24 protein-coding genes are annotated in these 26,419 nt (G+C 68.6%); 14 read left to right on the top strand and 10 right to left on the bottom strand.

Features of this window, described 5'->3' with window-relative positions; genetic code table 11:
- The first annotated feature begins 2 nt into the window (after window positions 1-2).
- The 4 genes from AB0B90_RS23155 to AB0B90_RS23140 are packed head-to-tail and all read left to right on the top strand — an operon-like array spanning window position 3 to window position 5,391.
- The gene (locus AB0B90_RS23155) at window positions 3-929 is read left to right on the top strand and encodes a hypothetical protein (RefSeq protein WP_350945566.1); all 927 of its coding nucleotides are present in this window, start codon (window positions 3-5) and stop codon (window positions 927-929) included.
- Window positions 913-2,943 (top strand): hypothetical protein, encoded by a 2,031-nt coding sequence (locus AB0B90_RS23150; RefSeq protein WP_362924641.1) that lies wholly within the window; start codon window positions 913-915, stop codon window positions 2,941-2,943. Before AB0B90_RS23155 ends, AB0B90_RS23150 begins: the two co-directional genes overlap by 17 nt.
- Window positions 2,940-4,064 (top strand): hypothetical protein, encoded by a 1,125-nt coding sequence (locus AB0B90_RS23145; RefSeq protein ID WP_362924639.1) that lies wholly within the window; start codon window positions 2,940-2,942, stop codon window positions 4,062-4,064. Before AB0B90_RS23150 ends, AB0B90_RS23145 begins: the two co-directional genes overlap by 4 nt.
- The gene (locus tag AB0B90_RS23140; RefSeq protein WP_362924637.1) at window positions 4,057-5,391 is read left to right on the top strand and encodes a DUF4407 domain-containing protein; all 1,335 of its coding nucleotides are present in this window, start codon (window positions 4,057-4,059) and stop codon (window positions 5,389-5,391) included. The genes AB0B90_RS23145 and AB0B90_RS23140 overlap by 8 nt, the downstream gene beginning before the upstream one ends.
- 143 nt (window positions 5,392-5,534) lie before the next feature.
- On the opposite strand, the gene AB0B90_RS23135 is transcribed toward AB0B90_RS23140, so the two are convergent.
- Together AB0B90_RS23135 and AB0B90_RS23130 are read right to left on the bottom strand one after the other, a co-directional pair.
- On the bottom strand, window positions 5,535-6,077 hold the full coding sequence (locus tag AB0B90_RS23135; RefSeq protein WP_350945570.1) for a hypothetical protein: 543 nt from the start codon (window positions 6,075-6,077) through the stop codon (window positions 5,535-5,537).
- A gap of 424 nt (window positions 6,078-6,501) precedes the next feature.
- Window positions 6,502-6,939: a hypothetical protein gene (locus tag AB0B90_RS23130; protein WP_350945571.1), complete on the bottom strand. Its 438-nt coding sequence runs from the start codon at window positions 6,937-6,939 to the stop codon at window positions 6,502-6,504.
- Window positions 6,940-7,241: 302 nt separating this feature from the next.
- Between AB0B90_RS23130 and AB0B90_RS23125 the strand changes: the two genes are divergently transcribed.
- The 6 genes from AB0B90_RS23125 (at window position 7,242) to AB0B90_RS23100 (ending at window position 13,246) form a co-directional block, all read left to right on the top strand.
- On the top strand, window positions 7,242-8,450 hold the full coding sequence (locus tag AB0B90_RS23125; RefSeq protein WP_362924635.1) for an RNA ligase RtcB family protein: 1,209 nt from the start codon (window positions 7,242-7,244) through the stop codon (window positions 8,448-8,450).
- Window positions 8,447-9,070 carry a peptide chain release factor H gene (gene prfH, locus AB0B90_RS23120; RefSeq protein WP_362924633.1) on the top strand — a complete coding sequence of 208 codons (624 nt, stop codon included), beginning with the start codon at window positions 8,447-8,449 and terminating at the stop codon, window positions 9,068-9,070. The genes AB0B90_RS23125 and prfH overlap by 4 nt, the downstream gene beginning before the upstream one ends.
- Window positions 9,067-9,717: an MOSC domain-containing protein gene (locus tag AB0B90_RS23115; protein ID WP_350945574.1), complete on the top strand. Its 651-nt coding sequence runs from the start codon at window positions 9,067-9,069 to the stop codon at window positions 9,715-9,717. Before prfH ends, AB0B90_RS23115 begins: the two co-directional genes overlap by 4 nt.
- A 481-nt stretch (window positions 9,718-10,198) precedes the next feature.
- Window positions 10,199-11,044, top strand: a complete 846-nt coding sequence (locus AB0B90_RS23110) for a peptidoglycan-binding protein (RefSeq protein ID WP_350945575.1) — start codon at window positions 10,199-10,201, stop codon at window positions 11,042-11,044.
- Window positions 11,045-11,326: 282 nt separating this feature from the next.
- On the top strand, window positions 11,327-12,229 hold the full coding sequence (locus tag AB0B90_RS23105; protein WP_350945576.1) for a peptidase inhibitor family I36 protein: 903 nt from the start codon (window positions 11,327-11,329) through the stop codon (window positions 12,227-12,229).
- Window positions 12,230-12,286: 57 nt separating this feature from the next.
- Window positions 12,287-13,246: a SpoIID/LytB domain-containing protein gene (locus AB0B90_RS23100; RefSeq protein ID WP_362924629.1), complete on the top strand. Its 960-nt coding sequence runs from the start codon at window positions 12,287-12,289 to the stop codon at window positions 13,244-13,246.
- 168 nt (window positions 13,247-13,414) lie between these two features.
- On the opposite strand, the gene AB0B90_RS23095 is transcribed toward AB0B90_RS23100, so the two are convergent.
- From AB0B90_RS23095 to AB0B90_RS23085, 3 genes are all read right to left on the bottom strand, one after another.
- The gene (locus AB0B90_RS23095; RefSeq protein ID WP_362924627.1) at window positions 13,415-14,416 is read right to left on the bottom strand and encodes an NBR1-Ig-like domain-containing protein; all 1,002 of its coding nucleotides are present in this window, start codon (window positions 14,414-14,416) and stop codon (window positions 13,415-13,417) included.
- Window positions 14,417-14,744: 328 nt separating this feature from the next.
- On the bottom strand, window positions 14,745-15,623 hold the full coding sequence (locus tag AB0B90_RS23090) for a bile acid:sodium symporter family protein (RefSeq protein ID WP_350945579.1): 879 nt from the start codon (window positions 15,621-15,623) through the stop codon (window positions 14,745-14,747).
- 375 nt (window positions 15,624-15,998) lie between these two features.
- Window positions 15,999-16,154: a hypothetical protein gene (locus AB0B90_RS23085; RefSeq protein WP_350945580.1), complete on the bottom strand. Its 156-nt coding sequence runs from the start codon at window positions 16,152-16,154 to the stop codon at window positions 15,999-16,001.
- A 495-nt stretch (window positions 16,155-16,649) separates the two neighbouring features.
- On the opposite strand from AB0B90_RS23085, the gene AB0B90_RS23080 reads away from it, so the two are divergent.
- Complete coding sequence (locus AB0B90_RS23080; protein WP_362924624.1) at window positions 16,650-17,648, top strand: transglycosylase SLT domain-containing protein; 999 nt, start codon at window positions 16,650-16,652, stop codon at window positions 17,646-17,648.
- A 207-nt stretch (window positions 17,649-17,855) separates the two neighbouring features.
- On the opposite strand, the gene AB0B90_RS23075 is transcribed toward AB0B90_RS23080, so the two are convergent.
- The 5 genes from AB0B90_RS23075 to AB0B90_RS23055 all read right to left on the bottom strand — a co-directional run bounded on the left by AB0B90_RS23075 (window position 17,856) and on the right by AB0B90_RS23055 (window position 22,793).
- Window positions 17,856-18,227, bottom strand: a complete 372-nt coding sequence (locus AB0B90_RS23075; RefSeq protein WP_350945582.1) for an STAS domain-containing protein — start codon at window positions 18,225-18,227, stop codon at window positions 17,856-17,858.
- A 101-nt stretch (window positions 18,228-18,328) separates the two neighbouring features.
- Window positions 18,329-18,922, bottom strand: coding sequence for a GNAT family N-acetyltransferase (locus AB0B90_RS23070; protein WP_350945583.1), 594 nt, complete (start codon window positions 18,920-18,922; stop codon window positions 18,329-18,331).
- Window positions 18,919-20,391: an APC family permease gene (locus AB0B90_RS23065; RefSeq protein ID WP_350945584.1), complete on the bottom strand. Its 1,473-nt coding sequence runs from the start codon at window positions 20,389-20,391 to the stop codon at window positions 18,919-18,921. The genes AB0B90_RS23070 and AB0B90_RS23065 overlap by 4 nt, the downstream gene beginning before the upstream one ends.
- Window positions 20,392-20,424: 33 nt before the next feature.
- Window positions 20,425-21,051 carry a GPP34 family phosphoprotein gene (locus AB0B90_RS23060; protein WP_362924847.1) on the bottom strand — a complete coding sequence of 209 codons (627 nt, stop codon included), beginning with the start codon at window positions 21,049-21,051 and terminating at the stop codon, window positions 20,425-20,427.
- A gap of 542 nt (window positions 21,052-21,593) precedes the next feature.
- Entirely contained in the window at window positions 21,594-22,793 is a 1,200-nt protein-coding gene (locus AB0B90_RS23055) for an esterase-like activity of phytase family protein (RefSeq protein WP_362924621.1), read from the bottom strand.
- Window positions 22,794-23,504: 711 nt separating this feature from the next.
- On the opposite strand from AB0B90_RS23055, the gene AB0B90_RS23050 reads away from it, so the two are divergent.
- From AB0B90_RS23050 to AB0B90_RS23040, 3 genes are all read left to right on the top strand, one after another.
- Entirely contained in the window at window positions 23,505-23,756 is a 252-nt protein-coding gene (locus AB0B90_RS23050) for a hypothetical protein (protein WP_362924619.1), read from the top strand.
- A gap of 447 nt (window positions 23,757-24,203) precedes the next feature.
- Window positions 24,204-25,343: a glycosyltransferase gene (locus tag AB0B90_RS23045; protein WP_350945588.1), complete on the top strand. Its 1,140-nt coding sequence runs from the start codon at window positions 24,204-24,206 to the stop codon at window positions 25,341-25,343.
- A 23-nt stretch (window positions 25,344-25,366) separates the two neighbouring features.
- A complete protein-coding gene (locus AB0B90_RS23040; protein WP_350945589.1) occupies window positions 25,367-26,395 on the top strand; it encodes a glycosyltransferase in 1,029 nt (342 codons plus the stop codon).
- Window positions 26,396-26,419: the final 24 nt, after the last annotated feature.

Raw genomic sequence — 26,419 nt, 5'->3', positions numbered from 1 at the left:
TGATGTTCGATTCTGATTTCAGCCGCCGCCTGGTCATGGCGGTCGACGCGGAGGGATACGGCCGCGGCGACGACCTACGGCACGACTCGATCCAGTCGGGCCTGGCCCAGGTCATGGACCGTGGCGCACGAGAGGCCGGCCTGCGGCGCGAGACCTGGGCCCGCCAGGAGGCCGGCGACGGCGAGGTCATCGTCATCCCCGAGAGGGAGGGCGAGCTTCGGGTCGTCGACGACCTGGTCCACCGGGTGCGCAAGGCGCTCCACGACCACAACCGCGAACGCCGAGACGACGCCCGCCTGCGGATACGCGTCGCGATCGGCCACGGCGTCGTGAAACGCGGCGCGATGGGCTTCGTCGGCCAGGTCGTGGTGACCACCGCCCGGCTGCTCGACGCGGAGGCCGCCCGTACCGCCCTGCAGGTGAACCCGCGCGCCGACCTGGTGCTGATCCTCACCGATCGGCTCTACGAGGACGTCGTCCGACAGCTCCACACCTCCTACCGGCCGGAGGCGTTCACCCGGCTGGAAGTGCCGACCAAGGAACGCACCGAGATCGCCTGGATGTGGATTCCTTCCGAAGACCTGGCTCAGAGAGGAACTCTCGACATGGACAACCTGCCCGAGGTCGCCGACACCCTGTGGGCTCTCATCGCCGGGGGTGCCATCGAGCGTCTCGGCGCCTACGGCACCGAGACCGGCCTGGGCGGAGCGCGCAGACTGCTCGCGAAGATCAAGAAATTCCGGTCCGAGCAGGGCCAACCGGCCGCCCCGGAGTCGCGGGACGACCTGCTGGAGTCCCTGGAGAAGCTGGTGCGGGCCGACCCCACCGCGAAGCGGGTCGCGCAGCAGTTCAACGCCGAGCAGATGACCGTGAACATGATCACCGCTCCCATCTCCGGGGAGGAGATCAACTTTGGTATCCGAAACTGATTCGCCGCCCGACGGCGTCCTGATCGGCGAGGCGGCCACACCGGTGGATCTGACCGATCAGGCCGAGGCGACGGACGAGGGTTTCGCGCAGGTCTCCCAGGTCCAGACCGTCATCAACCACATTCACGGCAACGTGGGGGACGCCTCGTTCGGCATCTCGGGCTCCCGCCCCAGGTCCCGCCGCACCTCGGGACCCGTGTCCGCCGACGAGATGGCGGAGACCCGCACCCGCCACGTGCGCCACGCCACCTACGAGGCCGCCGCCGAACAGCTGGGCAGATGCAACATGGTGGCCCTGATCGGCACTGCCGGCACCGGCCGCCGGACGGCGGCGCTCAACCTGCTTCAGGACTTCGTCGCGGAACGGCGCGAGGTGGTGGAACTCAGCCCGGCCTACACGCTGGAGAAGCTGGCCGCCCGCGAATACCGGAAGGCTCACGGCTACCTGCTGTGCGACTGGCCCAAGGACGACGTCGAAGGAAACATCGCCGACTTCCACGTACGGGAGATCAGGCGCCGGGTGCGCGACGCCGGGGCCTACCTGGTGATCACGGCGACGGCGACCTCGCTGCCGGAGGGAGACCGGATCGCCTGGCGCCCGCCGCCGGCCCGTGACGTCCTGCTGGCTCACCGGGTGGCGCCCGAGGTCGCCGACGAGGCGGCCGCGCAGATCACCGCCGACCACGCCATGGCCGACGTGGTGACACTCGCGCGCGACCTGGCGTCGGGGATTTCGCTGGACGACGCGCTCGACAGGCTGGAGTCCGCCGGGCGGCGCGATGTGGTCGCCTGGTTCGACGGCCCGCGTACTCGGGGGGAGCTCTTCGAGATGGCCGCCATGGCCTTCACCGCCGGCCTTCCGGAAGCCGGCTTCGAGTCACTGCTCGCCCGGCTGGAGTCGATCGCCGGTATCGGCGCCGAGGGTGCGGTCACCGTTTCCGCGGACGATCCGATGCCGAGCCGCCGCCTGCTTCGGGTGGCGGAGGGCTCCCTTTTCAGCCTGTCGCCGGGGCGCAGGCTGGAGTTCAGGGTCCCGAGTCACCGAACGCACGTGATGCGGGAGCTGTACCGGCGGCACGGCATGCGGTTGTGGGAGCCGGTCACCGAATGGCTCCATGAGTGCGCGGCTCTCCGCGACCCGAGCGCGCAGGCGGAGATCGCCAGGGGGGTGGCGGTTCTCGCCTCCGTCTCGGACTACTCGTACGTCGAGAGCGCTTTTCTCACCCCGTGGGCCCGTGGAAGAGGCGTGATGCGCAGCCAGGCCACCGCCGCGATGGCCATCTCGTGGCTGTGCCTGGACGAGACGACCCGTCCGGAGGTGCTGCGCACCGTCAGCTCGTGGACGAGGGCGTCCGCCGCCAGACCCAAGTTCACCGCCACCCTCGCCTGGTCCGGTGAGCTGGGCATCCGGTTCCCGCTGGAGGCGGTCCGGATGCTCTGGACACAGATCAGGGGCAGTGAGAAGCCCGTCCGGCACGCGGAGATCGCGCTCGCCCGTCTGTTCGCGGCGTTGACCGAGGCCACCGGCAACGCCCTGCCGATGCTCGACTGGCTGGCCCGCCAGATCGGCAACGACCGGCGGATCGGCCGTGCGGTCGATCCGCTGATTCGGGCGATCCTGAGTGTCCTGTCGGCTCGCGCGGACGGCGTCGGGACTCCCACGGTCACCGCTCATCTGCGCAGTTGCCCCGCCTCGGCCGTCCCGCTCGCCAGACTCTGGGCCGCGGTTCTCGTCAAGCGCCCCCACCGCAAGGACGCGCTGACCGCCCTGTACGACGCCGTCTGCGCCTTCGACGACCGCGACGGCGACGACCGCGACCGGGTCCATGCCCTGTTCGCGGCGCTCGTGGAGGCGCTCCCCGCGAAGGAACGGCCACTGCTCGCCCATGACCTGCGGCGTTATGCCATCTCCCGCGACACCGACGAGAACCGGCTGGAGATTCTCCTGTCGCTGCTCCGGGTCTTCCTGAGCCCGGCTGTTCTGTCCCTCGACACCATCGGAAAGCGTCCATGACTTACCCCGTGATCAGCCAGGTCTCCCTTGATCCTGTCGCCAGGCAGGGGTTCCTGAGCAAACCCCGGCGGCCGATCTCCAGCCTCCCCCGCCAGCTTCCGCACCAGCGGCTCGTCTTCGAGTACGACGGCACGTTCGTGCTGGGCGACCGGCGGTTGCACGGCGACGAACCGCACGTGCTGCACGCAGCCAGCGTCAGCGTCGTGGACGTGACCAAGGATCACCCCACCACGATCCGGGTGCCGATCAACTCCTCCGGCGCCCACGACTTCACCGTCTCGATCCACTTCCGCTGCACGGTCGACGAGCCGATCGAGGTGGTGCGTGCCGGTCTGACCGATGTCACCGAGCACCTGGTCACCTACGTCCAGGCCTACCACAAGCTCTTCGAACTCGGCCGCGGCCACGGGCTGCACGAGGTTCACGAGTTGTGGACGCTCGTGCACGCCCAGGTGAAGGCGTACACGACCGTGGTGCCCTGTGTGCTGCCCGGCATGACGGCAGAGTTCTCCGGCCTCAACGTGCACGCCCCCGACGAGATCGCCCAGGGGCGGCGACACTACGAGACCAGCCTGCACAACATCCGGGGCGAACACGGCCTCCGCGACGTCAAACGCAAGCTCGATCGTGACTACGAACTCGACGAGCAGGATTACCTGCACACCAAGGGCCACGGCGCGAACGACTTCACCCGGCAGGAGGCGGCCCTCGACCGGGATCAGCAGATCACCGGGGCCAAGAAGATCAGGGACCTCCTCAACAGCGGTCCCGGCGCCGCCGACGGCCTGTACGTCACCGTTCCCGGTCTCAGCGAACAGCAGATCGCCGAACGTTACGCCGCCCTGGGCGACCGGGAGTACAGCGCCACCCAGCGCGGAATCCAGCAGGAACACGAGTTGCAGGTCGTTCAGGCCCGCGCCCGGGCCGATGTCGTCCGGGCGGCGATCGCCCAGGGCCTGTTCAACGAGACGACCGGCAAGGAACTGCTCGCCACCTTCGACGAGGTCGAGCCGGAGGCGGAGGTGAGAGACCTCGAAAGGCCCGCTTACGAGGCCCAGGCCGAGGTGACGGCAGGCGACAACGACGACGACTTCTTCATGGAGGAGGACGTCCGTGGTTGACATCCTCCACGGTCCCAAGGCGGCCCAGCAGCACAGACGGCACCCCCGGCGTCGGGAGAGGCCCGATCTCGGGAGGTTCTTCCGGCGGTTCACCGGAGTCGACGAGAAAATCCTCGCGAGCGTTCCTCAGGAACGCTCCCGCTACACCAGTCTCGGCGGAATCGTGGCCAGCACCGCGCTCATAGCGGGCGCCTCCCTGCTGGGCGCGCTGACCCTGATTTTTTCGGCGTCTCCGTTGTATCTGTTGCCGGTGGCGGCGCTGTGGGGCCTGAACATCGCCAACATCGACCGGTTTCTGATCACCAGCCTCGCCGGTGACAGCGACGGCTGGTCCCGCTGGGGCAACCTGCTGGTCCGGCTCGCCGTCGCCCTCGCCATCGGCGTCTTCATCGCCGAGCCGCTGACCCTCAAGATCTTTCAGGAACGGCTCGACCGGCAGATCATGGCGGAACGCGACCAGGTGATCAGCCAGACGGAGAGCCGGTACAAGCGGTGCAACCCCCTCAAGGGACCGGCTCCCGGGGGTGTCGACTGCGCCGATTTCATCCTCGACGGCGGTGACCGGGCAACCGCCGTCGAGGACAACATGACGCAGCAGCAGAGCCTCCTCAAGGCCGCGGAAGATCGGCTGGCAGCGGACACAAAGGAGGAGGAGAAGCTGAAGGAACGCCGCGACCGGGAATGCCTTGGCGGCCGCAGGATCCCGAACCAGACCACGGGCGTGCCCGGCAACGGCCCCGAGTGCAAGGTCAGAAACAACGAGCTCGCCACCTTCGTCGCCAACCACAACATCCCCCGGCAGCAGGAGGAGGTGGCGAGACTCAAGGCGAAGCTCGGTTCTCTCGCGGCCGATCGCGCCAGTGCGGAAACGGAAAGCGCGGCGGCGCTCAGCAAGAAGATCACCGAGCGCGTCGAGGAGAAGAAACGGGCCTACACCCACATCGGCCTGCTTGAACGATGGGAGGCATTGGGTACGGTCGCAGGGCAGAGCGGCATGGTCAACTTCGCTCACTGGTTGTTGCGCGTCATCTTCGTGCTGCTCGACTGCATGCCGATCATCTCCAAGATGCTGAACGGCAAGACCGAGTACGACCGCCTTCTCACCCAGGAACTGCGCGCGGGCTCGGCCTGCCACGAGGCCGAACTGAACTTCACCACCCGGCAGAGGACCGGCGAGTACGAGATCAAACTGCGCGAGGAAGAGCGCCGGCTGAAAGCCGAACGCGGCCGGATCGACCGGGATCAGCGCGTGGACGAGGCTTCCAAGGACGAAGAGATCGACCGCCTCGCCCGTACCTTCATGAGCTCGATGCCCGCACATCGATGAGGACCGGAAACTCCACCCCCTGGACCGCGGCCCCTTCTTCGGACACCACGGGTCACTTCCTGGGGCGACGTGTCCTTCGGTCAGCCGGTACGAGGCCGGGTTCGCCGGACCGTCGGGGACCGCCGTCGTGCGTTCCCGCCCCTCTAGAGATAGAAGATCGCCAGAACGGTGAGGCCGATGCCCAGGGCTATGAAGGCCGGTGTTCTGGGCTGTCGGGCGGCCTCCTTCCGTGAGGAGATCACCAGCACGGCGCCCACCGCCACCGCGACCAGCAGGTGCAGGCCGTACCAGACGGGGATGGGCGGTTTCCCGAGGACGGTGCCCGACAGCAGGTCGTCGGCGGCTCCGTAACCGGCGAGCGCGGCGAGCAGGCCCAGGCCCAGTGCCGCGAAGGCGTACCGGAACCGGCCGAGCAGGACCCAGAACATTGTTCCCAGGACGAGCAGGACCGAGGAGGTATGGTGCAGTTTCCGGACGAGCAGGCCACCGCGCACGTCGAAGCTGAGGTTCAGGAGCGAGTTGTAGGCGGCACTCATGGGAATGCCCCGAAAGGGCTCGTAAGGACCGCTGTAGATCACCGTCTGGCCGCTGGGCACGTAGAAGAAGGCCAGGAACCCTCCGGTCAGCAGAACGGCCACAAAACAGTAGACCAGCATCTCGCCCACCAGCTGCCTCGCGCGCTCCATTCGGCATATTTCACCACATCGGACAAGCGTCGGCTCGGCGACCAGGAACATCGGTGCGAGGAGGACAGGGGTTCGGAAACTCACTGACGAGGTTCAGTGGCATCGGCGGAATTTCCGAACTCGCTCCCCTTAAGGTGTTTCTGTCGTTTTATGTCACGCCGGTTCGGTGGAGAGGGGAACGGACGCGGGTGAAACGCCGTTTCCGCGTGATGGCGGTCGTGCTGCTGATGGGAGTCGGCGCCTGCGGGGCCGCCGTACCGCCGTCGGCCACCGAGGAGCAGGCTCCGATCCTCCCTTCCGAAGTCGGCCCTGCGGAGACGCCCCCACCCGTCCCCTCTCCCGTTCTGAAGGCGGAAACGTCTTTCGCACGGGGGACCCGGGATCCTGATGGCATATCGTCGGTGTCCGGCCCATTCGGGGAATTTCAGGGCCGGTCGGCTCTTGAGTAGAGTTCTTGCACTCGGATGTATTGATCCACCCAGAACGCATCTTTCTCGCTCTTCGAGGCGTTTGGCCGGAGTAGTCCGAGTTGTGTGGCCAGGGCGTAGAAGCCGCCGCCGGGGTCGGTCCCGCCCTTGTGTGTGACGAGGGCTGAGATCATCAGCTCGGTCTCCGGATAGGTCCTCTCCACGATCAGGCCCAGGAGATATCCGATGGCGGCTCGCTCATCGGCGCGCCCGAAGTCGAAGCCGGGAAGGCCCGTTCTCTGCGTCAGAGCGTTGTTGAGGTCTTCGTACGACGTCTCACCCGGGGTTTGAGCGCGCTCGACGAGGAACTCCAGCCCGGCCTCCGTAAGCTGATCCCACGTTTCTTCGTCGCGACTGTATTTGTACATCGAATCGCCTCCGTCGGAGATGGTCACGGGGAACCCGGAAATTCGGACGACACGGCCAGGTCGCCAAGGAGCTTCGATCCTATCCGCGTGGTCCGACGGAATCGCTTCCGTTCAATTGACGTCTTCTCGCCGTCGGCGGTTTAGGTTGGTGGCGATAATCCGAAAAGCGTGCAGCCCTTATGACCGAAAACCACTTGCCTCGCGTGGTGGGGGTCCGGGAACGTGGTGTTCATGACGCTCTGACAGACAGCGCCACCGCGTTCCGAGATGCCACGGCGCTTCCTCGCGCCGTGTTCCTGTCAGCCCCCTCCCGAGCGAAGCGAGCCTCTTTGTCTCAGCAGCACTCCCGGCAGCAGTCCCCGCTGCCGTCCGGCACGGACACCACGAATACCGGGGACACGGCTTCGGCCACCGTCGCCGTGTTCGCCTCCCCCGCGAGCTGGATCGAGTCCGACGCGCTCGCGCAGTGCCACCAGGTGGCCGCCCTCGACGGCATGACGCACGTCGCCGCCATGCCCGACCTGCACCCGGGCAAGGGCGCGCCCATCGGGGCCGCCATGACGTCGACCGTGCTGTATCCGTTCCTGGTGGGCTCCGACATCGGGTGCGGCATCGCCGTGTTCCCCATGAGGCTCAGGCGTGCCGTGCCGGAGAAGCTCGCCGCCCGGTTCCCCGATCTCGATCGTGCGCTGGATCCCGAGCGGGATGCCGACGACCCGGCCTGGGCCGTGCTGAAGGGCGAGATTCCCGCCGGTCACGTCGAGGGGCTCGGGACGGTCGGCCGGGGCAATCACTTCGTCGAGCTGGCGCGGATCGACACCGTCTTCGAGCCGGACCACGCGAGCCGGCTCGGGCTCGCCGCCGGCGACCTGGTTCTCATCGTGCACAGCGGTTCCCGAGGGTTGGGCGAGCGCATCCTGCGGGCGCACACCGAGGTCCACGGCGCGGGTCCCGCGCCTGATCCCGGCGCCTACCTGGCGATGCACGACGACGCCGTACGCTGGGGGTCGCTCAACCGGCGGTTGATGGCCGCCCGGGTCGCCCACGCCCTGGGGGCCGAGCCCACCGAGCCGCTCGTCGACGAGTGCCACAACCTGGTCGAGGTCCGCGACGGGGTCTACCTGCACCGCAAGGGGGCGGCACGGGGTGACGGCCGCGACGTGCTCATCGCCGGTACGCGGGGCACCCCCTCCTACCTCGTGGCCGCCCACGCCGGGCCGGACGCCGGTCATTCCGTCGCGCACGGCGCGGGTCGCAAGATGTCGCGGGCGGACGCCCTGCGCCGGGGCCGGGCCAAGCACACGGTCGAGGAGTTGCGCCGTACGCCGGTGGGGTCGCTGGTGGTGTGCGGAGACCGTCAGCTGCTCTTCGAGGAGGCGCCGACGGCCTACAAGCGCATCGAGCAGGTGATCGCCGATCTCGTTCACCATGACCTGGCCACGCCTGTGGCCACCACGGTTCCGCTCGTCACCTACAAGACGCCCGACCTCGGCCCTGCCTCCCAGCGGGACCGGCGCCGCGAGCGGGGGCGGCGATGAGCGTCCACCTGTTCCTGTCGGCCGGGCGTGGCCCGCAGGAGTGCGCCTGGGCGCTGGCCCGGCTGCTGCGCCGCCTGGAGGCCGACGCCACCCGGCAGAACGTGGAGATCCGCCGGGTCGAGAGCGTTCCCGGTGAGCGGCCGGACACCTACCGGTCGGTCCTGATCCAGATCTCGGGAGCCGGCGCCGAGGCGTTCGCCGCCTCGTGGACCGGGACGCTGTGCTGGCAGGCCCCCAGCCCGTACCGGACCAGCACGAGCCGGAAGAACTGGTACGTCATCGCGCAACCGTGCGAGGTCGACGTCCCGCGCACGACGTTCAGAGAGGCGGACGTCGACGTCGTCGCCTGCCGCACCGGTGGCCCCGGCGGTCAACATCGCAACAAGGCGAGCACGGCGGTGCGGGCGACCCACCGGCCCTCGGGGATCGTCGTCGTGGTCGACACCGAGCGGCAGTTCGGCCTCAACCGCCGCATCGCCATGCGGTTGCTGAGGCAGCGCCTCGAGGACGGCGACTCGGCGGCGGAGCGCGCCGCCGTCACCGGCCGTTGGCGTATCCACGACGAGCTCGTACGCGGCAATCCCATTCGTGTCGAACGTCTGGAAAAATCGCCGTCATGAAGCTGCTCTCCGTCAATATCGGCCGGCCTCGCCCCAACCCGTGGAAGGAGTCGGAGTCCACTGGCATCGACAAGCGGCCCGTCGACGGCCCGGTCGCCGTCACCGCCCCCGGCCCCAAGGGCACCGGCGCGGTCGGCCTCGCCGGTGACCGGGTCTATGACGTGAAGCATCACGGTGGTTCCGACCAGGCCGTCTACGCCTACGCCCGCGAGGATCTCGACGAATGGGAGTCCGAGCTGGGCAGGTCGCTCTCGAACGGGGTCTTCGGGGAGAACCTCACGACCTTGGGGCTGGACGTCAACGGCGCCCTGATCGGTGAGCGTTGGCGGATCGGGCCGGACCTCGTCCTGGAGGTGACGTGCCCGCGCATCCCGTGCTCGACGTTCCAGGGGTGGCTGGAGCGTGAAGGCTGGATCAAGCGGTTCACGCAGGCCGTCCGGCCGGGCGCGTACCTGCGCGTGATCGAGCCCGGTGAGATCCGCGCCGACGACCCGGTCGAGATCGTGCATCGTCCCGACCACGACGTGACCGTCGCGCTCGTCTTCCGTGCGATGACCCTGGAGCCGAAACTGCTGCCGCGACTGCTCGTCGCCGACGCGCTGCCGGAGAAGGACATGGAAATGGTCCGCCGGCGCACCAACGCGTAGGCGCCGGTTTCAGGGGGTCACCTCGTAGGCGGGCAGCCGCCCTCTTTCGCCTTCGCCCTTCTTCCGCCTTCGCGGCGGTGATAGTTGATCATCCGCGACGCTCACGCCCTGATGCGGCGGACGTCGAAACCCGGGGCCTCGCCGCCTTGACGGCCGGCTCGAAGGCTCCGTGATAGCGGTCACCGGTATCGGTGACGAGGACTTCGGTCATGGCATTCCTTACGGGAGGCGAGCGCGTGGCCGCTGTACGGCCGTGTTGTCCTGCCTGGTCACTGCCCTGCGCGACCGCTGTACGGCCACGTTGTCCTGCTCGGATACTGCCCCGCGCGGTCGCGGGCCACGCGTCGGATCGCCTGTCAGCCCTGTAAGGAAGCCCTTCGAACAGGCTGACAACACGATCTCGTTGTGGACAGCGCGAGCGATCCGAAACTGTGGATCCCGCCGCAGAAATCCCCTCCAGTGTCCGAAACCAGGAGAACCCATGAAGTTGCCTTCATACGCCGCCGCCCTCGTGGCGGCCGCCCTGTTCGCCCCCTTGACGGGAGCGTCCGGGGTGTCGGCGGCACAGGCGGCCGACGCGAGGGTCCTTCCGAGCGTGAACATGGAAGCCACCCTCAAGGCGGCCCAGATCGACCCGCGACGGCCTGACGACACGCTGACCCCGGGGGCGAAGGCGAGCGTGCTCCTCGTCGAGCGGGCGCTGCGCGATCGGCGCCTGCTCGATTCCAAGTGGGTGGACGGTTACTTCGGCAGCACGACGGTCGCCGCCTTCGCGAAGTTCCAGCGGTCGCTCGGCTTCACCGGTCTCGCCGCCAACGGCCTGCCGGGCAAGGCGTCGCTCACCAAGCTCGGGGCCGGCCGCTTCAAGGTCACCGACGTCGTCGTGCCGGGGGGCCGGGTGTCGTTCGGCGGGGGCGTCGTCAACACCCGCACGCGGAGCATGCTGGTCGAGGCGAATCGGCTGCTCGGCCGCGATCTCGTGCTGTTGCAGGGGTCGTACAACCGGGGCGGGGATCCCACGTCCGCGGGTACCCACGACGGCGGGGGCGCCGTGGACATCTCGGTCAAGGGGATGAGCTCCGCCACCCGTACCGCGGCCGTCCGCGCGTTGCGACGGGTCGGCTTCGCGGCATGGCTGCGCACTCCCGCTCAGGCCGACTGGCCGTGGCACATCCACGCCGTCGCCATCAACGACACCGACCTCTCCGGCCAGGCCCAGAACCAGGTCGGCGACTACTACCTCGGCCTGAACGGGCTCTCCGGCCGTGGTCCCGACGACGGCCCGAAGGTGGCCATCCGCACTTGGGAGGAATACCGGCGTCGCTGACCATCCGAAGCCCTGTCCGAAGCCCTGTCCGAAGCCCTGTCCGAAGCCCTGTCCGAAGCCCTGTCCGAAGCCCTGACCGCGCGGGCACCCGGACCGCGCGCCCCCCTGGCTCCCCGGCCGCACGCATTCCACCCCGTATGACTCCATACCGCACGCATTCCACCTCGTACACACCTCAAGGCCGCACCCCCGGGCCACATCTCAGGCCCACACCAGGCCGTACCGACACCTCAGGCCGTACAGGACACCCCAGGCCGCACAGACACAAGGAGAAAGAACAGCATGAGAACGCGTAACAGGATCCTCGCCGCCGTGGCCTCCGCGATGGTGCTCGGCGGAACGGCCGTCGCCGTCGCCCCGCCCGCCTCTGCCGCCGACCGCAACGGCGTCTGTGAGACCGGCGAGTTCTGCTACTACTTCAACAGCAACAACCAGGGGTCGGTCTCCGACTTCACCGGATCCGTCAACGACTACGGCACCAAGCAGCCCTCCTGCTTCGACTACAAGGGTCCCGGCAACGGTAAGGGCAAGTGCATCAAGAACGCCGCCGCCTCCGTCTGGAACCGCACCTCCAAAACCGTCCGGGTCCATTTCAACAGCAACTACGGTGGCAGCGTCTACCAGGACTTCAAGCCTGGCGCGAAGGGCAACCTCAAGCCCGGTCTCAAGAACGAGAACGCCTCGCACCAGTTCAGCCCGTCGTCGTCGTCACCGGGACGCGTCAACCTGTCGTCCGCGCTGTACAAGACCAGTGGCGGATACATCAGCTGCGCCTTCGACGGTTACACCAGCACCCCCGGCCGGCACGAGGGCATCGACTTCTACCGCGGCATCGGCACGAACGTCCACTCCCTGGTGAGCGGTCAGGTCATCCACCTCGCACGCGGGGCCAACGGCGGCTCGGGGCTCTCCACGATCTCCATCTACAACGCCTCGTCGAACAGGACGGTCATCTACCTGCACTCCGCTCCGCGCTCCTCCCTGCGTGTGGGCCAGCAGGTCTCGCGCGGCCAGCTCATCGCCAACGAGGCGTGGCGCGGGGTGTCGTCCAGCGGGGCCGCGCACACCCACGTCGAGGTGCGTCCGGGACGGCAGAAGCTCGCCGCCAAGAGCGTCGGCGACCCGGTCCTGAGCAACCCGAACCCGACCTCGTTCTGGGTCTCCCAGGGCTACAACCTCCGCTGAGCGCGGCACGGCTCTCGATTTTCGATGAAGACGACGATGAAGAAGAGGAAGGCGACCGTGTCCCCACGAACCGCACGGCCGATCTCGCGACTCGCCGCCGTGGCCTCCGCGATGGTGCTCGGCGGAGCGGTGCTCGCCGTCGCACCATCCGCTTCGGCCGCCTCGGCCGCCGGCCGTAACGGCGTCTGCGAGAGCGGCGAGTTCTGCTACTACTTCAACAGCAACAACCAGGGGTCGGTCTCCGACTTCACCGGATCCATCGGTGACTACGGCACCAAGCAGCCCTCCTGCTTCGACTACAAGGGACCCGGAAACGGCAAGGGCAAGTGCGTCAAGAACGCCGCCGCCTCCGTCTGGAACCGCACCGCCAAAACCGTCCGGGTCCACTACAACAGCAACCACGCCGGTAGCACCTACCAGGACTTCAAGCCCGGCGCGAAGGGCAACCTCAAGCCCGCGCTCAAGAACCAGAACGCCTCGCACCGGCTGATGGGCTCCTCGTCGCCGAGCCACTGCAAGACCGACGGCACGCACAGCAGGATGCCCACGACGATCCTCGTCTACCGCAAGTCCCTCAACCGCGTGGACCGGGTACCGTTCAAGACCTACATCAAGAACGTCCTGTCCAACGAGTGGCCGTCGTACTGGCCGAAGGAGTCTCTCAGGGCCGGGGCGATCGCCGTCAAGAACTTCGGCTGGTACTGGGCGCTGAACTCGGCGAGCAGGACGCCGAGCGGCGAGTGCTACGACGTCTCCGACCACACGTCCAGCCAGGTGTACAAGCCCGGCTCCGCGACGGCGGCGACGAACGCCGCGGTGGACGCGACGTGGGGCACCCGGTTGACGCGCAACGGGAAGATCTTCAGGGCCCAGTACTGCGCGACGACGACGGCGTGCGGCCACTGGGTCACCGGTGACTGGATGTCGCAGACCGGCTCCCGCGACAAGAGCAAGGCGGGCTGGAGCCACTCCAGGATCCTCAAGTCCTACTACAGGGGGATCGTTCTCGGTTCCTGACCTCTTTCGAAGACCTCCCCGCGTTCCCCGTCGTGCGTCGCACGGCGGGGAACGGGCGTTCGGTCCTGGGCATCGAGGGCGTCCTCCCGATGCGGCCGACGGGCCGGGAAGCCGGTCGGTCGATGGGGCAAAAGCCCCGCTGGGAGGTGCTCACCTCCATCGTCTCCGTCAGTCGACGATGATCTGGAAGTTGAGCGGCCGGCCTCCGGGGAACGCGACCCGTCCCTCACCGTCCATCATCTTGAACCGCACGTAGCACAGGCCCGGGTTTCTCGGCGTGGTGATCTCGGTCCGGATGTCGACGATCTCTCCGGGGCGGGTGTCCTTGATCGGTACGTCGGAGATGGTCTGGCATTGATCGGGCTGCTGCGGGAGGTCGAGGCGGCGCAGCGTGTATCCCTTCCATGGCACGGTCCCGGCGTTCTTGATCCGCCACACCTTGGTCCTGGTCCGGCCGGGGCCGACGCTCGTGCAGTCGGGGAGCGTGATGTCCCCGATGAACACCGCGGAATCCCCCTCGTTCGCGGGCGGATCGTACGGCGGGTTGGTCGGGACCACCGGGCAGTCGGTCGCCGCAAGCAATGCCCTCGACGGGCTGCCCGACGGGGCCGGGCCGCGATCGTCGTTCCCTGAGTCGCGGTTGACGACCACCGCGATGAGGACCGCCGTCCCCACACCGACGGCCGCCGTCGCGAGCGCCGCCGCTGCCGGGCGGGGCAGCCGGAATCGCCCTCGGCCTCCGGACGGTTGGGGGACCTGCCGGGCGTCGCCCACGATCTCGCCGGGCGGTGGCGGCGGAGTCGTCGCGGGTACGGGTGCCTGAGGCTCACCGGCCGCCGGTGGAACGTACGACCCGACGACGATGCGCATGGAGCGATCTTCCGCGGCTGCCGCGGTTTCAGGGGCCGCCACGGCTTCCCCGGCCTCCGGGGCGGGGACCGCGAGCCCACCGGGCGGACCGGCCACCGGGGGGCCGACGCGGTTCGCGGGATCTCCGGCGCTCACCGACCTGACCGCCAGGTTCGCCCTCTCCCAGCGTTCGCGGTACGCGGCCGGGTCCGCGCCGCACGCCTTGACGAACTCGACGGTGGTCTCCCAGCTCGGGAGCCGGTTGCCTTTCGTGGCCTCGTGCAGTGTCGTGTGCGAGATCGCCCCCGACCGACCGGACATTTCCCGAAAAGGTGGGTTGCCGACAGATTTGCGAAGTTCTCGCAGAGCCGTCGCGAAGCCCTCGATCGCCTTCACCCGTGCAGGCATGTCATCCACCGGAGTGAAGCTAACAGCGCCCACGCTGTTTACTCAAGCTTGACCCCACGGCGACGGGGGAAGTAAGGCGGCCGGTCTCGATGCCGCTCAGCACCAGGTACGTGCCGCACAACGTGGTCCGGCCGTCCCGCTCCTCCTGCCGGATCGACTCCCATCGATCGGGTCGTCACTCCTACGTCCCGGCGCACCGGTGGCGTACCGAACCGGCGCCGCCTTCACCGGGCCGGCCGCGTCAGGGGCGAGCCTCGTCGTACGGAACCTGGGTGGTACGGGACGACCTGAGGAGGAATCCGGCCGCGGCGGCGGTGAAGAACATCAGCACGCCGTAGGTGGCGGCGGGGATCGCCATCTGGGTGTTGTTCAGCAGCGTGAGCGCGACCGCGATGGACAGCGTGGCGTTGTGGATGCCGATCTCCATGCAGGAGGCGACGGCCTGGCTGCGCTCGATCCTGGCCAGGCGCGGCACCCAGTAGCCGATGGCCAGGCTGATCACGCTGAACAGCAGTGTGATCAGGCCGACCGAACGGATGTAGTCGCCGAGGTTGTCCAGTTCCTGCAGCAGAGCGCCGAGGATCACCAGGACCAGGATGACGGCGGAGGCGATCTTCACGGGGGTGTTCATCCGCTCGGCGAAGCGCGGCACCCACGCCCGGACCGCCATGCCGATCGCGACGGGGACGAGCACGATCGCGACCACCTGGACGGTCTTGTCGAACTGCAGGCCCAGCGCGGCGGAGTCGGCGGCGAAGTAGTTCAGCGACAGGTTGGTGACCAGCGGCAGCGTGACGACGGCGAGCACGGAGTTGATCGCGGTGAGCGTGACGTTGAGCGCGACGTCGCCGCCGAACAGGTGACTGTAGAGATTCGCCGTGGTCCCGCCGGGAGAGGCGGCCAGGAGCATCATGCCCACGGCGAGCGCGGGCGGCAGGTCGAAGGCGAGCACCAGACCGAAGCAGATCACCGGCAGCAGCAGGACCTGACAGGCGAGCGCGACCACGGTGGCCTTGGGATAGGCGGCGACGCGGCGGAAGTCGGCGATCGTGAGGCTCAGACCGAGACCGAACATGATGATCGCGAGGGCGATGGGCAGGAAGACACCGGCAAGGGCCATGGGGGTGGTCCTCTTTCCTCTTTTTCCTCGGATTTCCTGGGACGTCTCCTCGGGGCGGGGCGGAGTCGGCGTGGCGGGAGCCGGTCATCGCGGGCGACGCCTGCGCGGCGTCCGCGATGTCACGGAAGATCGGGGAAGGTGACCGCGCCCACTCCCGCGGAGACGGTACGGACAGGGGGCACGGTGCGGGGTGGGTCCAATGATCACTCACATCTCGGGATAACACCAGGAAAGAACCCAGATCCAACCGGATGCGTGTTCAAGTAGTGATCGTTCGATTTCGCGGGCCGGTTCTCACTTCATCCGGCTTCGATGAGACGGGAAGGATCGAGGTCGCCGTACGGAACGACCTGACGAGACGCGCGGTTCGTCGCCTTACCGGTCGGTGTTGTCCGGAGCAGCCGGAGCGTCGGACTGCTCGGTCGGCTTGATCGGCTCGGGCGACTCCGGTGACTCGGACGGCTTGATCAGCTCGATCGGTCCGGGCGGCAAAAGTCGATCTTCAATCACGGTTGCCACGACGAGGCCCACCAACGTCATGATCGCTAGAACTGATCCGAACAAGATTCCTCCCAGCACCGGCCCCATATCTCCCCCAACAAGCCATATGTGCTGCTTCCCTCACATATCAGGATTATTCGGACACGGTTGGTGAAAATAGGGCTGTTCGGCTTACCGGATCAGGACCAAAGTCCTTCGGCGCAGGTCAGAAAGGTGATCGTGACGTGATGGCCGGGTCCGCCGACCGTCGCGGGCCGCATCGGTAGGCCGGGAGGTCGTCGCTCGGGTACGTTGGGGCCGATGAACGATCAGCGCGCGGAGGTTTCACGGCCGGAGCGTGACCACCGGTCGAACAGACGGACGATGCCCGCACGACCGGATACCTCGGGGAATCCAGGCCCCGCACAGAGGCCGGAGGTCTTCGGGAGGTCAAACACCTCAAAGAGGGCGAACGCCTCAGGAGGTTCGGGCGCCCCGGAGGGCGGGTCGGCGGGTTCGCGCGTGGGCCGGTCGCGTGGGAAGCCGGTGATCGCCTCTCTCGTCGGCCTGGTCCTCGCGATCTCCGGCTGCGCCACCTCGCAGAGCGCCGCCTCACAGGATGCCGCCGCACAGGGCTCCACCTCCCAGGGGACCGCCCCGGACCCCGCCTCCCTGGGCGCCCCCTCGGGGAGCACCGCCCCACCGGCCGCTCCCGGCCAGGAGACGGCGTCACCGGCGGAGGAGTCCTCGCAGCAGACGCCGCCCGCGGGTCAGGTGCCCACCCCGCCCTCCCCGAAGGCGGCGATCCCCACCGACCCGGCGCGGCTGGCCCGTTCCCTGGCCACGACCACCGCGGAGCTCCGGCGCGCCATCGACGCCTGGCGGCGCGACGGCGATCCCGGCAAGGGAGAACCCCCCGAGCCGGTGGTGCTGCTCGCCCTGCACCAGCAGCGGATCTACCGCTACCTCGTCCTCAACCCGCAGGTCGCCGCCCGCACCTACGCCAAGCTGCCGAAGGCCCTGGCCGGGCAGGCGAAGGACAACGTGACGGCCGGCCGGGATCTGCGCTCTCTCGTCCGGCCCATCAGCGGGGCGGTGAAGTTCCGTGTCCAGCCGCCCAAGCCCGCCGACTTCCTGCTAGGTCACTTCCGGTACGCCGAGCGGCGGTTCGGCGTGGAGTGGGAGGTGCTGGCGGCGGTGATGTTCGTCGAGACCAAGTTCGGCCGCGTACGGTCACCGAGCCACACCGGCGCCAAGGGCCCCATGCAGTTCATGCCGAGAACGTGGGACGCCTACGGAATGGGCGGCGACATCCAGGACACCCGCGACTCCCTGCTCGCCGCGGCGAACTATCTTCGCGCGTCGGGGGCACCGCGCGACTACCGGCGAGCGCTGTACGCCTACAACCACTCCCAGGCGTACGTCAACGCGGTGTTGCTGCACGCGCGCCAGATCAAGCAGGACATCAGGAATTACTACGCCTACTACAACTGGCAGGTGTTCGTGGTGACCACCCGTGGAGATCGCCGCCTCACCGGCCCCTGACCCCGCACCCCGCGCCACCTGCCCGTACAGGGGCCACGCACCCCGCGCCACCTGCCCGTGCAGGACACGGGTGTTCGCGGTGACCGCCCGTGGGGACCCCTGTCCCGCACGGGCCATGCCGCCCGTGGAGCCCCTGTCCTGCACGGGCGTTGCCTCCGCGCCGCGTACCGGTGCGGATCTTCGAGCCCCGGCGGAGCGGAGAGTGAATCACTCCGGGGGGAGCAGGTCGGCGGCGGCCTGTTCGATGTCGTCGCACACCTCGAAGTGGGACAGCAGGCCGGTGCGCAGCAGCAGGTGCGCGAGCCCGTCGGGGAGGCCCACCAGAACGAGCCGGCCGGTGGCGGTGTCCTGGACGCGCTGCCGGGTCTGCGCCAGCACCCCCAGGGCGGTGGAGTCGTAGAAGGCCAGCTGTGACAGCTCCAGCACGAGGCGGGGGCCGTCGCTCATCGACCATGCCTCGCCGACGTGGTGGGCGAGCGTGGACGCGGTGATGAAGTCCAGGTGCCCACCGACCTCCAGCACGCTGCAGTGCCCTCGATGGGTCACCCGCACCCACAGCGCCTGATCGTGGTGATCCACTCAGTCCTCCTTGCCCCATAGCGTCGGCGGACCTCCGCGATACCCCGATCGAGAGCGGCGATACCCTCCCTCACGGTTTCAAACTCGCGGAGGTCCCACGGTCAGGGGTTCGGTGGCCGCCACATCGGATACATCGGCGGGCCGCCGGGCATGAAGATCGGGTCGCCGAGGTCCTGATAGCCGTGGCGCAGATAGAGCCTGCGGCTGTCGACGCTGCTCGCCTCCAGGTACGCCGGTGTCCCCTCCTCGTCGAGTCCTCGGTGGTACTCCTCGAGCAGCCGGGTCCCCGTCTTCCGCCTTTGATGCCCGGGGAGCACGGCGAGGAACGCCAGATAGTGGTGCGGGTCGTGGGGGTGGCGCTTGTCCATCTCCTCCCCCATCAGTTCGATGCGCTCGGCGTGGGGACCGGCGAACGACTCGACCCGGGCGGCCCGGTCGGGGATCTCCGGGAGCGGCTCGACCCCCTTGTGGAACCACACGGCGACGGCGGACATGTCGGCCGTCGCGAGGACCTCGCCGTGGACGAGGGCGCTCTCGCTGGTCATGGCGAAGAAGGGGGGCATCACCCGGCGGCGGTCGTCGTCCGACGGGATCATCCAGGCGGAGATCTCCTGCTCGTGGAAGGAGGTGGCGATGATCGCGCCGATGGTCTCCGCGGCTCCCGGCGTGTTCGGAACGCGAATGATCTCGGTCATTCGTTCCCCTTCACGGCCGCCTGGGCGCCGAGCCCGATGTTGGCGTACACGTTCGGCTTGCTGGACCGCAGGGCGAGCCCCCACATGACGCCGAATCCCGCGGCGACGAAGTAGATGGCGGGCATGATCCAGCGGAGCGGGGAGTCGGGGGCCACGCCGAGCACGGTGTCGAAGTTGAGCATGACGAGCACGATGACGACGAACAGCAGGACGGAGGAGATGACCGGGGCGATCCGGGTCCGCCAGGCGTTCTCCGGGGCGGGATTCCTGGCGAAGTAGGCGAATACCGAGACCGAGGTGGCCGCCAGCATCATGAGCAGTCCCAGGCCGCCGAACGATCCGACGGTGAAGAACAGCTGGATGACCGGGTCCAGGCCGAAGAACGCGTAGATGACGATCGTGGCCAGTCCGATGATGCTCTGCGCCACCGAGCCGTTGACCGGGGCACCGGTCCGCGGGGAGGTGCGGCCGAAGGCCGCGGGCAGGACCCGCTCCCTGCCGAGGGCGAAGATGTAGCGGGAGATCGTGTTGTGGAAGGCGATCAGCGCGGCGAAGAGGCTCGTCACGAACAGGAGGCCGCCGAGGGTGGCGATGGTCGCCCCCAGGTGCTGCCCGGCCAGGTTGAACAGGAGGTTCGAACTCTGCTCGCGGGTGGCCTCGACGATCTTGTCCGAGCCGACCGGCACGGTCATCGCCCACGACGACAGGGCGTAGAGGCCGGAGATGACGGCGAGCGCGATGTAGGTGGCGATCGGCACCGTGCGCCTCGGGTCCTTGGTCTCCTCGGAGAACACCACCGACGACTCGAAGCCCGCGAAGGAGGCGATGCAGATCGCGACCACCGCTCCGATGCCGGGGACGAAGAGGTTCGCCGGGTTGAAGACGTCGAGGCTGTAGCCGGAGGCCGCCGGGTTGATCAGGTCGGCGATGTCGAACAGCACGACGATGGCGATCTCCGTCAGCAGCAGGACCGAGAGCACCTTTCCGTTCACGTCGACCCGCATCAGCCCGAGCACCCCGGTCAGCACCCAGGCGACCAGCCCGATGACCCACCAGGGCGGGGAGCTGCCGAACCAGTCGGCGATCAGCGGTTCGCCCGCCGCGCCGATCATGCCGTAGAGGCCGACCTGGAGCGCGTTGTAGGCGAGCAGCGCGACCCAGGCGGTCGCCACTCCCAGCGGCCGGCCGAGTCCTTTCGCGGTGTACGCGTAGAACGCCCCGGCGTTGACGACGTATCGGGCCATCGTCACGTACCCGACGGCGAACAGGCCCAGGATGGCTCCGAGCAGGATGAAGGCGAGCGGGACGCCGATCACGCCGGTCGCGGCGTAGGCGGCGGTCACCGAGCCGCCGATGACGGTCAGCGGCGCCGCCGCCGAGATGACGAAGAACACCACGGAGGGTACGCCGAGGCGGTCCTGGGCGAGCGCCTCGGAAACGGCGCTCACCCTGCGTTCTGTCACGGACATGGGGGGATTCCTTGCGGTGAGGGGGGTGGGGGTTCAGCGGCGGCTGATGACGGCGTCACCTACGGCAGCCTCGGTCTGGGCGATCAGTTCCTGGAGCGGCGCCGGGAGGGCGGCGATCGCGTCGGAGAGGTAGCCGGGGTTCTGCTCCCACAGGACGAGGCGGTTGCCGCCGGTCGCGACGAGCAGTCCCAGCAGGACACTGTCCTGGACGTTGAGTGGCTCACGGCGTTGGATCGCGAGGTTGACGCGTCCCGCCGGCCATCCCGCGACGTTCACGTCGACCGGCACCCGCTTCCGCGACGGGCGCCTGCCGGGCGGGCGCAGCAGCCCGTCGTCGACCATCCGGGCCGCCACGTCGGCGAGTGCCGTACGGGCGAGGAAGTGCAACCAGGTACGGAAGCGATGCGAGGGTTCGGCGACGATGTGCTCCAGGGCGGTCCCGGCGACCCGGTCTCCGGGCGGCGCCTCGTCGAGGACGACGAGTTGTACCTGTCCCGCCACCAGTCCCACGGTTATCCGTCCGGCGAGCATCAGTTCTCCCAGAATGGCTGCGGCCAGTCCTAAATCGGTCAGGCGGGCATGAAGCCGCATCCGGCCGGTCGCGTTGTCATGCATGACAAAGAACAGGTCGTTGCCCAATCGGGTTCCTGAAAGATCCACTCCAACCACGAACGGCGATCGTATAGGTAAATCGTTAAATTTGTCATTACGTGAACAAGGTTCTGGCACCCGACACGGATCGGATCGGCAAAAACTAAAGAAACGGACATATGACCAACAACCCCCAGCTACGCCAAGGGGTGTATCGAAAGAACGGACGAATCCAAGAATTTACATATTTTTGGTCACCGGAGACGGCGACAGGGAGGCAGCGGGCTCCGAGGCCCCGAAGCCGGAGAATGCCCTGCTCAGCAGGCTCAAGAAAGCGCGATCTTGTAAATCCCGGTGAATCCCCGCGAATCATCGCGGGGTTTGATGCGGGCGTTTTTCGAAGTTTGGGACCGACGTAATGCCGTCCCGGCTTCCACCACCCACACGGCAGTGGTATCGGGTGGCACAGGCATCCGCGCCGAGTCCGAAACCGTGCCCGGCCACCTCGCCGTTTCACGCGTTCAGCCCGCCGACACCACCGTTCGCACGTGGTATCGACGGGCTGAACCGTTTCAGTGCCGCCCTTTCCGGGCGGCTTCAAGGTGGCGCTTTCAGCAACCCCGGGCCGCGAAGGCGAGGAACTTGGTGACCTCGTTGCTGTCGAAGTTGTCGTCGGAACCGATCACCAGCGTGCACTCGCCGTTGCGCAGGCGCGGCCCCCAGGCGAGGCTCTCCAGGTTCTGCACCGGCGGCCGCACCGTGCTGAGGTCGGAGACGAGACGCTTCGAAACGGGGCGGTACGGCTGTCCACCGACCAGGCTGTCGCGGGTCAGCACGTTCGTGGCACCGCGCAGGTCGATCTCGTACAGCTTGGCCTTGTAGTTGACACCCTCGATCCAGGAGCGCTCAAGGGCGAGGTAGCGGTTCTCGTCGATCGCCAGGATCTCCGAGACCCCGCTGTCCGACCTGCCGTTCGCCGGGACCGGTGCCGCCGGGAGCTTGTCGATCGGGTAGGCGTACTGGCCGCGCGGCCGGCCGTCGCGGCCCCACACGGTGATGCGGGCCGTGGCGCCCTTGTCGACGGTCGGCAGCGGGCCGTCCTCGTACCTCGGCCCCTCCGTGACGGCCGCGATGCCCCGCTCGGTGAAGGTGAGCCCCTCGAACCCGAGGTCGCGCCGGGGACCGTTCTCGGTGGAGGTCATCTTCAGGTTGCGGGGAATCGCCAGCTCCCCGAGGTAGCGGCCGTCGGCGCCGCTCCAGCGGACGGACATGTCGGTCACCGGGATGTTGGGATTCTCCGCGTCGGGCCGGTCGCCCTCGTTGGCCCACAGCAGCCTGCGGCTCCACCGGTCGTAACGGATCGCCTCGGGATCGGCGGACCTGGGCCGGCCGGCGGCCGGGTAGGGGCTCCCGCCGGGGCGCCGCAGGGTGGTGACCCCGGTGAGGTTCACCCGGGTGAACGCTCCGGTGACCGGGTGGATGTCAAGACGGCCGGTGTAGAAGCGCGCCGGGTTGTAGCGCCCCCGGTCGTCGGAGACGAAGTACCAGGTGCCGGTGCGCGGGTCACGGTCGAGACCGGAAAGGCCGCCGACGGTGGTTCCGCGGAAGCGCATCTTGTGCGGCAGGCGCTGCTCGCCGAGGAAGCGGGTGATCCGGAGCCCCTGCGGCGGAGCGGCGACCTCCGCAGCGGGCTGTGCGGCCACTGTCGAGGGGCGCGCGACCGCCGCCGACGCCTGCGCGCCGACGGCTCCGAGGCTGACCGCCGTCGCGAGCGCGGCCGCGAGTGCCGTGATTCTTCGCGAATTGGCCATATGACTCTCCTCTTCCCAGAAATGATCCCGAAAGAACTGGCTGGAACATGAGACCGCGATTGGCGGAAAATTTCCACGAGAATCAACAATTCAACGCTCATTGGCCGCTCAATGACAGGGCAGAACAAGCCATTTATCATGCATTTTCCGTCACTGAGTCGGTGATCAGGGCAAGGCATTTCAAAGCATGCGGGCACGGATGTCGGGGACGTCGCCGTACGGGCAGCTCACACCCCGGACGCGTGCCAGGATCAGGCCCGGATGGCGCGGGCCGCGGAGCGCTCAGGCCCCGGACGCGTACGCGCACGGGTATTTCCGGTCACGCCCGCGACCGTCACGTCCGAGGCGGATCCGGCCGGGCGGCACGCGCCCGCACGACAACGGCGCGCACCATTTCCCTGGCGTGTGAATCGCACCGAATTGGATGGCGATCGGCCTGTCATGACACGGATAAGTCACGGTGGCGCACGAAAGCCGATTCCGGGGTTTATCTCTCGATCGCGGGAACGCGTACATAAATGCAATGCGCCGGGAGTCGACCTGCCCTACTGACGCTCTTGTCCTGGTTCAGAGGCGAAGGGCGGGGCTTGTTCTGGTTCAGAGGGTGAGGGGCGAGGCTTGGGCGGGCGGCTTCCGGCGCGAGGAGTACGCTCAAGAGGACGCCGACAACTCCGCCGGGTCTACTCCATATGGACGTCTGGACGGCGAAACATGGCGGATACCGAACCTACGTGCGAGCTGCACCTGCGAATCTTCGGGCAGCCCCACGACCTGATGCTGCGCCTGCACGGCCCCGAGCCCACCGAGGACGAACTGATGGGCTGGATGCGAGACGGGTCGGTGATCAGGCTCAAGGTCACAGAAACGGCCGGGCGGACACCCCACACCATGCTGGTGAATTTCAGCAGCGTGGTTTTTGCCTGGATCTGTCCATATCAGTCCGGTAGAGGGGTGAATCGGTGAGGTCGCGGGAGGATTGGAAACGGGTCAGCGCCGCATCCGGTGACCTGCGAAGGTGGCCCAGACCGAGGTGACCTCGACGGAGGCGACTCGGCCGGAAGCGGCCCATCCGTTGGAGGCGGCCCGGAGTCTCCGCGATTTCGCGCGTCGGCGCGATCGACCGGGCGGGGTGTCGCGCCCAGGCCGAACGCAGATTCGGCGTGGACAGAATGGTGGCCAATTGTTTACCCATCTACCGCCACATAGTGGACCGAGCGTAAGCCCCTGATACTGTCAGGGTGACGTAGCCCCCGCGATCTGTCGCGGGGTCGCGGCAGCCGGGCCCCGACGAGGACGGCCCCCGGCGCCAGGCTTCAACTCCATCCGTCACCACGCTGGCCGATGGACGTCTTCACCGCGTGAGGTCCGCATCCGTGAGCCGGAGCGGCCGATGACCGGAAGGCTTGGCAGTTGGCCTGTACATACGGATTTCTCAGCACCCACCCGCCCACACAGTGCGGGCTGGCCACCTTCAACTCCGCTCTGGCCGCCCACCTCACCGAGGGCGGTACCTCCGGCGGGATCATCCGCGTCACCACGGACGTCGACGACAAACGCCCCGTACCCGGGGTCGTGCACACCTGGGCACCCGGCGGGCACGAGAGCTGGAAGGCGGCCACCTCCGCCCTGGAGCGGTTCGACGTCGCGGTGGTCCAGCACGAGTACGGCATCTACCCCGGCACGGACGGACAGGACATCCTGCCGCTGCTGCGGCATCTCACGGTGCCCAGCATCGTGGTCCTGCACACCGTGCTGACCCGGCCGACCCCCCGGCAGCGGCGGCTGCTCGAACAGATCGTGGACGCCGCCGGCACGGTGGTCACCATGACCGGCACCGCCCGCGACCGGCTGCTCGCCGGCTACCACGTCGACTCGGCCAAGGTGTCCGTCATCCCGCACGGTGCCGCCGACCACATGCGCGTCCCCGCCCAGCGCCGCCCGCGACCCCACCTGCTCACCTGGGGGCTGATCGGCCCCAGCAAGGGCATCGAGTGGGCGTTGCGGGCGCTCGCCCTGCTGGGGGACCTCTCTCCCTCGCCGACCTACACGATCGCGGGCAGGACCCACCCCAAGGTGCTCGAACACCACGGGGAGGCCTACCGCGCCCGGCTGCAGCGGATGGGGACGCGGCTCGGCGTGTCCGCCTCCGTGCGGTACGACCCCGTCTACCGCGACCAGGCCTCGCTGATCCGGCTGATCCGCTCGGCCGACGTGGTCGTGCTGCCGTACGACTCGCACGAGCAGGTCACCTCAGGCGTCCTGATCGAGGCGGTGGCGGCCGGGGTCCCGGTCGTCGCCACGTCCTTCCCGCACGCCGTGGAACTACTCACCGACGGGCCCGGCCTGCTCGTACCCCACGAGAACCCCGGGGCGCTCGCCGCGGCCGTACGCCGCATCCTCACCGAGCCCGGCCTGGCCGAGGATCTCAGCAACCGTACCCACACCCTGGTCCCGACCCTGCTGTGGCCCGCCGTCGCGGCGCGCTACGAGGAACTCGCCCGGGGCCTCCTCGCCGGACGCCCGGCAGCCGTGGCGGCGGCCCTTCCGTGACCTCCACAACCCCCATCCCCCTCGTGAACGCCCCCGCCCTGCCCGGCTTCAGGCACCTGGCGCGGTTGAGCGACGACACCGGCCTGTTCGAACACGCCAGGCACGCCGTCGTCCGCCGCCAGCACGGCTACTGCACCGACGACGTCGCCCGCGGGCTCGTCGTGACCAGCCGTGAACCGGCGCCGACCCTCCGGGTACGGCGGCTCGCGGAGTGCTACCTGGCCTTCCTCACGCACGCGCAGGACGACTCCGGCGCGTTCCACAACCGCCTCTCCCACGACCGGCGCTGGACCGACGAACCCGGCCTCGGCGACTGGTGGGGGCGGGCGCTGTGGGGCCTGGGCACCGCGGCGGCCCGCAACCCCGCCCCGTGGATCCGCGACGAGGCCCTGACGTCCTTCACCGCCGGCACCGCCAGGCGGTCCCCGCACCCGCGCGCCATGGCGTTCGCCGGGCTCGGCGCGGCGGAGGTCCTGCGCGTCCTGCCGGACCACGCCCCGGCCGCGGCCCTGCTCGCGGACGCCGCCCTCGCGATCGGGGCTCCCTCGGCCGATCCCGACTGGCCGTGGCCGCAGCCAATGTTGACGTACGCCAACGCCGCCCTCGCCGAGGTGCTCATCGCGGCGGGCCACCTCGGCGGCGACGGCTCGATGCTCGCCGACGGCCTGCGGATGCTGGCCTGGCTACGCGACATCCAGACCGGGGACGGGCGGCTGTCTGTCGTAGCCGTCACGGGCTGGCGGCGGCTCGCGCCTCGGGACCGCTACGACCAGCAGCCGATCGAGGTCGCCGCGCTCGCCGACGCCTGCGCCACGGCGGGCGCCGTCACCGGCGCCCCCTCCTGGCAGGCGGGCGTGCGGCAGGCCTCGGCGTGGTTCCAGGGCGCCAACGACCAAGAGACGATCATGTGGGACATCGCGACCGGAGGGGGGTACGACGGCCTGACCATGGACGGCCCCAACCTGAACCAGGGCGCGGAGTCGACCATCGCGCTCATCTCCACCCTGCAGCACGCCGAACGCCTGGTGCGCGAACGGAGTGAGCTTCCCTGAGGACACGCGCCCCGGCCGCGCTCC

It is taken from the genome of Streptosporangium sp. NPDC049078 (genome assembly GCF_040648855.1).
Classification (GTDB): domain Bacteria; phylum Actinomycetota; class Actinomycetes; order Streptosporangiales; family Streptosporangiaceae; genus Streptosporangium.
Note: the sequence above shows the minus strand (reverse complement) of the source record. Positions and strands in the feature narration are given on the sequence as shown.